Here is a 10,173-nt window from a genome sequence, read left to right on the forward strand (position 1 = left end):
CGCCGGGCAGGGCCGGGCTGGGCGGGGCGCTGCAGCGGAAGCTGCGGGACCGGCGCGTGGTCAAGGGGCTCGCGGCGCTGACGGTCGGCGTGCTCGGCGGCGTGCTGGTGATCACGCTGCTGCGCGGTCTCGGCGGCGACGAGGAGAAGGCCGCCCCGCAGTCCGCCAAGTCCGAGCAGCCGGGCGCGGCCTTCACCGGCGCCTGGAAGGGCACGGTCACCAACCAGAACGGGGTGAAGTTCACCGTCGAGCTGGCCTTCCAGGACGGCGACCGCGCCAAGGCGACGATCAGCACGGGCCCCTGTTCCGCGGAGCTCGCCCGGACGGGCGGCGAAGGCGGGACCAGGCAGATGTCCCTGACGGTCAAGACGGGCCCCTGCACGTCCGGTGTGGTCACCCTGACCGACAAGGACGGCGCGCTGGACTGGGCCTGGGCCAAGGGCGACCGGCACTACGAAGGCCGGCTCACCCGTCAATAACGGTCAAAACCTTACATATCCTCGGGTCGTCCCGCCGCCGCCCTGAGGAGTTCCTCCGTGCCCCGTCGTCCCGTCATGGCCGTTCTGACCGCGGCGGGAGTGGCCGCGGCGCTGGTCGTCCCGGTCCAGGCGGCGCTCGCGCCGGTCGCCTACGCCGCCACCGGCCAGGGGATCAAGGACCGGTACATCGTGACCATGAAGAGCGACGCCGCGTCCCGGGCGAAGGCCCACGCCTACGCCGCCCTCCAGGACCTCGACGGCGCGTTCGCCGCGAAGCTCACCGCGAGCCAGCTCGACCGGCTGCGCCGCGACCCGTCGGTCGCCGCCATCGAACAGGACCAGATCGCCAAGGCCACCCGCGTCCAGAGCCGTCCGACCTGGGGCCTCGACCGGATCGACCAGCGCAAGGCCGGACGTTCCGGCGGCTACGGCTACAAGAACACCGGCGCCAAGGCCGATGTCTATGTGATCGATTCCGGGATCGACACCGCGCACCCCGACTTCGGCGGCCGCGCCGACACCGTCTACGACGGGGTCAGGGACGGCCGCAAGGGCGACCCGAACGGCCACGGCACCCATGTGGCCGGGATCGTCGGCGGCAGCCGGTACGGCGTGGCCAAGGGCGTCAGGCTGCACTCCGTCCGGGTGCTGGACCGGGCGGGCGACGCCCCCTACTCGAAGGTGATCGCCGCGCTCAACTGGGTGCGCGAGCACCACAGGGCGAACGCCGTCGCGAACCTGTCGCTGGGCGGCCCGAAGTCCAAGGCCGTCAACCGCGCCGTGACGAAGCTCTCCAAGTCCGGGGTCCTGGTGACGGTCGCCGCGGGCAACGAGTCCAAGAACGCCTGTGTCACCTCCCCGGCCAGCGCCCCCGCCGCCGTGACGGTCGGCGCCAGCACCTCCGCCGACCGGGCCGCCGCCTTCTCCAACCACGGCTCCTGCCTCGATCTCTACGCCCCCGGCAAGAACATCACCTCGGACCTGCCGGGCGGCCAGGTGGCCGTGTTCAGCGGGACGTCGATGGCGTCGCCGTTCGTGGCGGGCGTCGCGGCCCTCTACAAGTCCGCCCATGGCGCGACGTCTTCCGGCAAACTGTCCAAGTGGCTCAACGCGCAGGCGACCAGACACCGGCTGAAGAAGCTGAAGAAGGGTTCGCCCGACCGGCTGCTGTATTCCGGACGTCTGTGACCGAGACGTAACCGTTGGGGCTAGATTGTTCCCCGTTGTTCCCGGTCCGCTTTCGCCCCCCGAAAGGAGAGCGCGCATGAGGCGTCGCCTACCGCTCGCGGCCCTCGCCGCGGCGAGCGCGCTGTTCCTGGCCGCCCCGTCGTCGAGCGCCCTGGTCACCAAGCCGTCCGACAAGGAGAAGCTGTCGGTGCTGCAGAAGCAGCTCGCGCAGCTCGACAAGGAGCTGGGCGGGGAGCTCGAGGACCTCAAGGACCTCGAGTTCGACGCCAAGCGCACCCTCCAGCGGAAGGACGATCTGGCCGAGGAGCTGGAGAAGTCCCGGACGGCCGTGGCCCGGATCGCGTCGAACAAGTACATGAACCAGGGGCTCGACCCGTCGATCGGGGCCCTCCAGCAGGGCGACCCGAACACGATGCTGGCCGGCGCGGCCATGCTCCAGCACCTCACCGACAACGAGACTCAGCGGCTCGGACAGGTCCAGTACCTGCTCGATCTGCAGGCCAAGGCCAACCGCGACGCCAAGGCCAAGCTGAAGAAGCTCCAGCTCGCGATCGCCGAGATGCGCTCCCGCAAGGAAGAGATCCGCAAGAAGATCGCGAAGTTCGCCCCGACTCCGTTCGTCGGCAACAGCGGCCTCACCACCCGCTTGGTCGACATGCGGCAGGCGGCGCTCGACTCTCAGGGCCCGTTCCTCATGGTCGGCTGCCTGCGCCCCGGCGACCCCCAGGACCACGGCACCGGCCGCGCCTGCGACTTCATGGAGTCCACCGGCGGCTCGATGCCCACCGCCGAACGCAAGGCCCAGGGCGACCGCCTCCTCGCCTGGGCGATCAAGAACCACGTCAAGTACGGCATCAAGTACGTGATCTGGCAGCAGCGCTACTACGACATGCGCAGCGGCTCCTCCAAGACCATGTCGAACCGCGGCAGCATCACCCAGAACCACTACGACCACGTCCACATCTCGGTCTTCTAGGCTGAATACAGGATTCGCTGTACTGTTGGGCTATGGAGACGTTGGCGTCGTTCGAGGTGTTGGCTCGGTTCGGGCATGCGCTGTCCGATCCGATTCGGGCGCGGTTGCTGATGGCGTTGCGGGAGGGGCCGGGGTATCCCGCGGAGCTCGCGGAGCTGGTGGGCACGAGTCGGCAGAACCTGTCGAACCATCTGGCCTGCCTGCGTGGCTGCGGGCTGGTCGTCGCCGTGCCGGAGGGGCGCAGAACCCGCTACGAGCTCGCCGACGCCCGGCTCGACCATGCGCTGGGCGATCTGCTGGGGGTGGTGCTCGCGGTCGATCCGGCGGCCTGCCCCGACCCTGGGGCGGAGAACTGCTGCTGACCGGCCGCGAGCAGCCCTGAGCGTCATGCTCCGGCTTCGCGCTCCTTGATCCAGATCTGGTCGCGGCCGGTGTCGGAAGCGGCGGCGGGGGTGCGGTTGGCGGTGCAGGCGAGGGTGTAGCCGAGACGGGCGGCGATCGCGGCGGACGCCTTGTTGCCCTCGTCGCAGTGGATCTCGACCCGGGTGACGCCGGGAAGGGCCAGGGCGAGCTCGGTGAGGGTGCCCGCGGCCTTCGTCATGACGCCGCGGCCCGTCCAGCCGCTGTGCAGCCAGTAGCCGATCTCCAGGGAGCCGGGGCCGCTGCGGGTCATCAGGCCGATCGAACCGACGACCCTGTCGCCCTCGAAGATCCCGAAGTTGTAGGCGGTGCCCGCCTCCCAGTCGTTCCGCGACGTCTCGATGAAGTCGACGCGGTCCGATATGGTGCCGGGCTCGGCCGCCCACGGCATCCACGCGTGGAGGGCGTCGAAGCTGGCGTGGATCGCCTCGTCGGAGGAGGCGGCGTGCTCGGGACGCCAGCGGCGCAGCTCGTAGCCGTCGAGGTCGATGGTCTCGGGAACGTTCATCCCCCATGGTCACCGGCCCCGCACGCCGAGCGCAAACCAATAAGGGCCCCCGCCGCAGCGAGGGCCCCATCGGGAAAATCAGCCGACGATGGCCGGGAGCGTGGCCGTGTAGGCCTCACGGAGCTCGTGCAGCGGGATCGTGAACTGGCCGTCGACGGTGTAGGAGTCGCCGCCCGTCACCCCGATCGTGGTGAACGGCACACCGGCCTGCTCGCAGATGTCGACGAACCGGGCCTCGGCCTCGGGCCGGACGGCCACGACGGCGCGCGCCACCGACTCGGCGAACAGCCCGGTGAACGCATCGCCCGGAAGCGCCACCCGCACGCCGAGCCCGCCCCGCAGGGACGCCTCGACGAGCGCCTGGTTGAGCCCGCCGTCCGACACGTCGTGCGCCCCCGACAGCAGCGCCTCACGCGCCGCGGTGATCATCACCGAGCCGAGGGCGGCTTCGGCGGCGAGGTCGACGCGCGGCGGCAGCCCGCCCAGATGGCCGTACATGACGTGCGCCCACTCCGACCCGCCGAACTCCTCGCGGGTGGTGCCGAGCAGCACGACCTTGTGGCCTTCCGCGGCGAACGCCATCGCGTTGCGCCGGCGGACGTCCTCGTGGACGCCGAGCACACCGATCACCGGGGTCGGGTTGATCGGGGTGTTGCCGGTCTGGTTGTAGAACGAGACGTTGCCGCCGGTCACCGGGATGCCGAGCGCCAGGCAGGCGTCGGCGAGCCCGCGGGTGGCCTCGGCGAACTGCCACATGACACCCGGGTCCTCCGGCGAGCCGAAGTTCAGGCAGTTGGTGACGGCCAGCGGCTGCGCACCCGTCGTCGCGACGTTACGGTACGCCTCCGACAGCGCGAGCTGCGCGCCCGAGTACGGGTCGAGCCGGGTGTACCGGCCGTTGCCGTCGAGGGAGAGCGCGACGCCCAGGCCGGTCTCGTCGTCGAGCCGGATCAGGCCGGCGTTCTCGGGCTGCGCGAGGACGGTGTTGCCGAGCACGTACCTGTCGTACTGGGAAGTCACCCATTCCTTCGAGGCCAGGTTCGGCGAACCGATCAGCCACAGGACGGTCTTGCGCAGCTCGTCGCGGTTGGACGGGCGGGCCAACCGGGCCGGGCCGTCGGCCTGCAGCGCCGCCTGGTCCTGCGGAACCTCGATGGGCCGCTGGTAGACCGGCCCGTCGTGGGCGGCCGTCCGCGGCGGAATGTCGACGATCACCTGGTCGTGCCAGGTCATGATGAGCCGGCCCGTGTCGGTGACCTCGCCGATCACCGTCGCGGGGATCTCCCACTTGGCGCAGACGGCCAGGAACGCCTCGACGTTCTCGGGCGTCACGACCGCCATCATCCGCTCCTGCGACTCGCTCATGAGGATCTCCTCAGGAGTCATGGTCGAGTCGCGCAGCGGAACGAGGTCGAGCCGGACGTCCATGCCGCCGGTGCCGGACGCGGCCAGCTCGGTGGTCGCGCAGGACACCCCGGCCGCGCCGAGGTCCTGGATGCCGACGACGAGGTCGCTGTGGAACAGCTCCAGCGAGCACTCGATCAGCAGTTTCTCGGTGAACGGGTCACCGACCTGGACGGCGGGCCGCTTGGCCTGCGACTCCTCGTCGAAGGTCGCCGAGGCCAGGACGGACGCGCCGCCGATGCCGTCAGGACCGGTGTAGGAGCCGTAGAGGATCACCTTGTTGCCGGGCCCGGAGGCCGTGGCGAGGTGGATGTCCTCGTGCTTCATCACGCCGATGCACAGCGCGTTGACGAGCGGGTTGTCCAGGTAGCAGGGGTCGAAGACGGTCTCGCCGCCGATGTTCGGCAGGCCGAGGGAGTTGCCGTAGCCGCCCACGCCCGCGACGACGCCCGGCAGCACCCGCTTGGTGTCGGGGGCGTCCGCCGGGCCGAACCGCAGCGAGTCCATGACGGCGACCGGCCGCGCGCCCATCGAGATGATGTCGCGCACGATCCCGCCGACGCCCGTGGCCGCGCCCTGGTAGGGCTCCACATACGACGGGTGGTTGTGCGACTCGACCTTGAAGGTCACCGCCCAGCCCTGCCCGACGTCCACGACGCCCGCGTTCTCGCCCATCCCGACCAGCAGCGCGTCGGTCTGCGGCGCCTTGTCCCCGAACTGGCGCAGATGCACCTTCGAGGACTTGTAGGAGCAGTGCTCCGACCACATCACCGAGTAGATCGCCAGCTCGGAGGCGGTGGGACGGCGGCCGAGGATGGCCCGGACACGGCCGTACTCCTCGTCGTTCATCCCCAGCTCCTTGTAGGGCTGCGGATGGTCGGGGGTCTGCTTGGCGAGTTCTACGTTGTCGGTGCTCATGCGCTGACCAGGCCCTTGATGATCGAGGTGAAGAAGCCGAGGCCGTCCGTGGTCGGCCCGGTGAGGGATTCGACGGCGTGCTCCGGGTGCGGCATGAGACCCACGACGTTCCCGGCCTCGTTGGTGATCCCCGCGATGTCGTTCATCGACCCGTTGGGGTTGACGTCGACGTAGCGGGCCACGATCCGGCCGGTCTCCTCCAGCTCCGCGATGGTCTCGGCCGAGGCGGTGAACCGGCCGTCCGCGTTCTTCACCGGGATGACGATCTCCTGGCCGTCGGAGTAGTCCGACGTCCAGAGGGTCGAGGAGTTCTCCACACGGAGCCGCTGGTCGCGGCAGACGAAGTGGCCTCCCGCGTTCGGCATGAGCGCGCCGGGCAGCAGATGCGACTCGGCGAGAACCTGGAACCCGTTGCAGATGCCCAGTACCGGCAGGCCCTCGCGGGCGGCCGGGATCAGCTCCTCCATGATCTTTGCGTAGCGGGCGATCGCGCCTGCGCGCAGGTAGTCGCCGTAGGAGAAACCGCCGGGCAGGACGACCGCGTCGACCCCCTGCAAGGAGGAGTCGGCGTGCCAGAGCGGCACGGCCTCCGCTCCGGCGAGCGCCACCGCACGGGCGGCGTCGCGATCATCAAGTGAACCAGGGAAAGTGATGACGCCCACCCGGGCCATCGGCGCTCCATAAGCGATCAGAGGAGGTGCTCTCTTCAGGCACTCACCATCTCGCCTATAACCTACCGGGCGCTGTGTACCAGTTCGGATTCGAGTCGCCTCATGAGTGCTTCGTCGTGCCAGGTCAGCCGTTTGCACAGCGCGACGCTCACACCGTCGGCCGTGGTCGACAGGGTCAGATCGTCGACGAGGGCCGCCATGATGCCCATGCCGCGGCCCGATTCGGCGAGCTCGTCATGGGACCGCGCGCCGCCGGGACCGCCCGGCACGGACGGGCCGAAGCCGACGCCGTGGTCGGTGATCCTCAGCGAGCAGATCTCGTCGTCGATGCTGCCGACCACCTCGTATTCGGTGGTCGTCGAATGTCGGACGACATTGGTACATGCCTCGGAGGCCGCCACAAGAATGTCACCGATGCAATCCTCGGAGACTCCGAGTCCACGCAGCGCGTCACCGAGGACCCGGCGGATCACCGGGACGCTCAGCACCTCGCGGGGCAACGCAAGCGAGAACTTCATGTCCACCAGGCCACCTCATGGGCCGCCGGACCGGAAAACCCGATCCGCTTCCCCGTTCGTCAATCTCCGGACGAAGTTAACAGTTCCCCGGGGCCTGGGGCGTAATCACGAGCGCGCGGACTCTTTCACATTCGGCATGGCTTGGAACGGACCAATTGCAGTGATTCGGTTCACGTTCCCGCCACGTTTATTCGGCGTGCACCTCGAACGACTCGATGACGGTGTTCGCCAGCAGCGTTTCGGCGATCTTGCGGACCTTGTCGAGGGCGGCCTCGTCCGCGGGACCGTCCACCTCGACCTCGAACCGCTTGCCCTGACGGACCGCCGCCACACCCTCGAAACCGAGCTGGGGCAGCTTGCGGACGATGGCCTGGCCCTGCGGGTCCAGGATCTCCGGCTTCAGCATGACGTCGACGACCACACGCGCCATCTTGGGGTTCCCCCTCGCATCCGGGGACTTACCCCCGGGCTTGATCACTGATTTAGTCTTTACCGCACCGAAAGCGTACGGCACCGACGCAGCTTCGCAGGTCAACCCCCCAGGAGCCGAGACCTTGAACACCGCCGACCTCTCCCCCGCGGAACGCCGCGTCTGGGACGCCTTTCCCTCCGGCGAGCTGGTCGATCTGTCGACCAGCGGCTCCGACCTCACCACCCAGGACGCCGCCTGGGGCGCGGCCCGCAGAATCCGCGCGGAAGTGCTGGTCGCGCTGCTGGCGGGGGCGCGCGAGCCCGAACCGGGGCAGGTCGCCGCGGTCCGGATCACCGGGGCGTACATCACTGACTCCCTCAATCTGGGGCACGCCCAGGTGTCGGTTCCGCTCGCCCTGACCGAATGCGTGTTCGAAGAACCGCCGCATCTCTACTGGGCTCAGCTCACCTCCGTCCACCTGATCCGCTGCCGGCTGCCCGGGCTCGTCGCCTCGGGCGCGCGGATCGAGGGGCATCTCTGGCTCGAAGGCTCCGTGATCACCAGCGGGCTGGTGCTGGACGGCGCGCACATCAGCGGCATCCTCAACCTCAGCCGGGTCCAGCTCACCAGCGCCGAAGGCGACGCCCTGCTCGGCGACAGGCTCCGCGTCGACGCCAACGTCTACTGCAACGACGGCTTCCTCGCCGAAGGCGAAGTGCGGCTGCCGGGTGCCCAGATCGGCGGACAGCTGATCTTCCGCAACGCCCGGCTCCACAACCCCGGCGGGCCCGCGCTGTACGCGTCACGGCTCAATGTGGCCTCCAACGTGTTCTGCGACGGCGGATTCCAGGCCGAAGGAGAAGTGCGACTGCGCGGCGGCCAGATCGGCGGATATCTGTCTTTCGTCGGCGCGAAACTCAGCCATACCGGGCTCGCGCTCAACGCCGACGATCTGACCGTCGACACCGACGTCTACTGCTCCGAAGGATTCAGCTGCAGTGGCGAGGCCCGGTTCAACGGGGCCAGAATCGGCGGGCAGCTCAGTTTCCGCGACGCCAAACTCAGCAATCCGTCCGGAACGGCGCTGAGCGTCCAGCGGATCACCGCGGAGGAACTGCTGCTGCGGCCCGCGGAACCGGTCGAAGGGGTCGTCGACTACTCCTACGCGCGGATCAACCTGCTCCGCGACGACCCCACCACCTGGGCGTCCACCCTCCAGCTCGACGGCCTCGCCTACGAGACCCTCGAACCGCCGCTCACCGCCAAGGAGCGGCTCGCCTGGATCCGCCGCGACAAGGACGGCTACATCCCGCAGCCGTACGAGCGGCTCGCCGCCACCTACCGGACCATCGGGATGGACGCCGACGGCCGGAACATCCTGCTGGCCAAGCAGCGGGACCGGCGCAGCACCCAGTCGATGGCCCGCAAGGCCGTCGGCTACCTGCAGGACGTCACGGTCGGCTACGGCTACGCCCCGTTCCGGGCGGGCGCCTGGCTGCTCGCGCTCCAGGTGCTCGGCACCGTGGTGTTCGCGATCAAACCCCCGGAAATCCTGGACGACGGCCACCAGCCCCACTTCAACGCGTTCTTCTACACCCTCGATCTGCTGCTGCCGATCGGCTCGCTCGGCCAGGAGGTCGAGTTCTCGCCGGCCGGGATCTACCAGGTCATCGCCAACATCCTGGTCGCGGGCGGGCTGCTGCTCGGCCTGACGGTCGCCGCGGGGGCCACCCGGGCGCTGTCCCGCGAATAGCCGGAAGGGCCGCATCCCGGACGGATACGGCCCTCGGCTTCGGTCGTCAGAGCATCCGGAGGGGGTCCTCCAGCATCGCGCCGATGTCGCGCAGGACCGCCGAGCCGAGCTCGCCGTCGACCACCCGGTGGTCGAAGGAGAGCGACAGGGTGGTGACCTTCCGCGGCTTGATCTTGCCCTTGTGGATCCAGGGCAGGTCGCGGATCTGGCCGAACGCCAGGATCGCCACCTCGCCCGGGGTGAGGATCGGGGTGCCAGCGTCGATCCCGAACACCCCGATGTTGGTGATCGTGATGGTGCCCTGGGACAGGTCCTGCGGCGTGGACTTGCCGTCGCGGGCCGTCCTGGCCAGGGAGTTGATGCTCGCGGCCAGCTCCGGCAGGGACTGCAGATGGGCGTCCTTGACGTTCGGGACGATCAGCCCGCGCGGCGCGGCCACCGCGATCCCCAGATTCACGTAGTTCTTCTGGACGATCTCCTGCTCGGCCCAGCTCGCGTTGACCATCGGATACCGCCGCACCGCCAGGAGCAGGGCGCGCGCCACCAGCAGCAGCGGGCTGACCTTGACGTCGGCGAACTCCGGGTAGGTGCGCAGCCGTTCGACGGCCCGCATCGTGGCCGTCACGTCGACCTGGAGGAACTCGGTGACGTGCGGGGCCGAGAACGCCGAGGAGACCATCGCGGCCGCCGTCGCCTTCCGGACCCCCTTCACCGGATGGCGGGTCTCGCGTTCGCCCTGCGGCACCGGCGCGGCCGGCTCCAGGAGCTGCGCCGGGCTGTCGGGGACGGTCGGCTCGGCGAACGCGCGGATGTCGTCGCGGGTGATCGAACCGGCGGGGCCTGTGCCCGTCACCGCGGCCAGGTCGGCGCCCAGGTCCTTGGCGAACTTGCGGACGGGCGGCTTGGCGAGCACCCCGCCACGGGGC

At 69.6% G+C, this 10,173-nt stretch carries 11 protein-coding genes; 5 read left to right on the forward strand and 6 right to left on the reverse strand.

The window, feature by feature from the left end; genetic code table 11:
* The 4 genes from ACYVE7_RS21045 to ACYVE7_RS21060 all read left to right on the forward strand — a co-directional run.
* A partial coding sequence (locus ACYVE7_RS21045; protein ID WP_460366683.1) for a hypothetical protein occupies positions 1–479 on the forward strand: 479 nt, incomplete at its 5' end.
* Between the two features lie 57 nt (positions 480–536).
* Positions 537–1,667, forward strand: a complete 1,131-nt coding sequence (locus tag ACYVE7_RS21050) for a S8 family peptidase (protein ID WP_460366684.1) — start codon at positions 537–539, stop codon at positions 1,665–1,667.
* A 76-nt stretch (positions 1,668–1,743) separates the two neighbouring features.
* On the forward strand, positions 1,744–2,643 hold the full coding sequence (locus tag ACYVE7_RS21055; protein ID WP_460366685.1) for a coiled-coil domain-containing protein: 900 nt from the start codon (positions 1,744–1,746) through the stop codon (positions 2,641–2,643).
* Positions 2,644–2,675: 32 nt separating this feature from the next.
* Positions 2,676–3,005: an ArsR/SmtB family transcription factor gene (locus ACYVE7_RS21060; protein ID WP_460366686.1), complete on the forward strand. Its 330-nt coding sequence runs from the start codon at positions 2,676–2,678 to the stop codon at positions 3,003–3,005.
* Positions 3,006–3,028: 23 nt separating this feature from the next.
* On the opposite strand, the gene ACYVE7_RS21065 is transcribed toward ACYVE7_RS21060, so the two are convergent.
* The 5 genes from ACYVE7_RS21065 to purS all read right to left on the reverse strand — a co-directional run bounded on the left by ACYVE7_RS21065 (position 3,029) and on the right by purS (position 7,512).
* Entirely contained in the window at positions 3,029–3,571 is a 543-nt protein-coding gene (locus ACYVE7_RS21065; RefSeq protein WP_460366687.1) for a GNAT family N-acetyltransferase, read from the reverse strand.
* 78 nt (positions 3,572–3,649) lie between these two features.
* Positions 3,650–5,893, reverse strand: a complete 2,244-nt coding sequence (purL, locus tag ACYVE7_RS21070; RefSeq protein ID WP_460366688.1) for a phosphoribosylformylglycinamidine synthase subunit PurL — start codon at positions 5,891–5,893, stop codon at positions 3,650–3,652.
* Complete coding sequence (gene purQ, locus ACYVE7_RS21075) at positions 5,890–6,564, reverse strand: phosphoribosylformylglycinamidine synthase subunit PurQ (protein ID WP_460366689.1); 675 nt, start codon at positions 6,562–6,564, stop codon at positions 5,890–5,892. Before purQ ends, purL begins: the two co-directional genes overlap by 4 nt.
* 62 nt (positions 6,565–6,626) lie before the next feature.
* Entirely contained in the window at positions 6,627–7,082 is a 456-nt protein-coding gene (locus tag ACYVE7_RS21080) for an ATP-binding protein (RefSeq protein WP_460366690.1), read from the reverse strand.
* A 187-nt stretch (positions 7,083–7,269) separates the two neighbouring features.
* Complete coding sequence (gene purS, locus ACYVE7_RS21085) at positions 7,270–7,512, reverse strand: phosphoribosylformylglycinamidine synthase subunit PurS (protein ID WP_460366691.1); 243 nt, start codon at positions 7,510–7,512, stop codon at positions 7,270–7,272.
* Positions 7,513–7,636: 124 nt separating this feature from the next.
* On the opposite strand from purS, the gene ACYVE7_RS21090 reads away from it, so the two are divergent.
* Positions 7,637–9,247 carry a hypothetical protein gene (locus tag ACYVE7_RS21090; protein ID WP_460366692.1) on the forward strand — a complete coding sequence of 537 codons (1,611 nt, stop codon included), beginning with the start codon at positions 7,637–7,639 and terminating at the stop codon, positions 9,245–9,247.
* Between the two features lie 46 nt (positions 9,248–9,293).
* On the opposite strand, the gene ACYVE7_RS21095 is transcribed toward ACYVE7_RS21090, so the two are convergent.
* Positions 9,294–10,173 (reverse strand): dihydrolipoamide acetyltransferase family protein (locus tag ACYVE7_RS21095; protein WP_460366693.1); only part of this gene is annotated, 880 nt, incomplete at its 5' end.

Source organism: Actinocorallia lasiicapitis (assembly GCF_054778695.1).

What these genes read in the sequence shown, in the direction of transcription:
- ACYVE7_RS21055 (WP_460366685.1), top strand. Translation starts at nt 1,744, where the DNA reads ATGAGGCGTCGCCTACCGCTCGCGGCCCTCGCCGCGGCGAGCGCGCTG.
- ACYVE7_RS21060 (WP_460366686.1), top strand. Translation starts at nt 2,676, where the DNA reads ATGGAGACGTTGGCGTCGTTCGAGGTGTTGGCTCGGTTCGGGCATGCG.
- ACYVE7_RS21065 (WP_460366687.1), bottom strand. Translation starts at nt 3,571, where the DNA reads ATGAACGTTCCCGAGACCATCGACCTCGACGGCTACGAGCTGCGCCGC.
- purL (WP_460366688.1), bottom strand. Translation starts at nt 5,893, where the DNA reads ATGAGCACCGACAACGTAGAACTCGCCAAGCAGACCCCCGACCATCCG.
- purQ (WP_460366689.1), bottom strand. Translation starts at nt 6,564, where the DNA reads ATGGCCCGGGTGGGCGTCATCACTTTCCCTGGTTCACTTGATGATCGC.
- ACYVE7_RS21080 (WP_460366690.1), bottom strand. Translation starts at nt 7,082, where the DNA reads ATGAAGTTCTCGCTTGCGTTGCCCCGCGAGGTGCTGAGCGTCCCGGTG.
- purS (WP_460366691.1), bottom strand. Translation starts at nt 7,512, where the DNA reads ATGGCGCGTGTGGTCGTCGACGTCATGCTGAAGCCGGAGATCCTGGAC.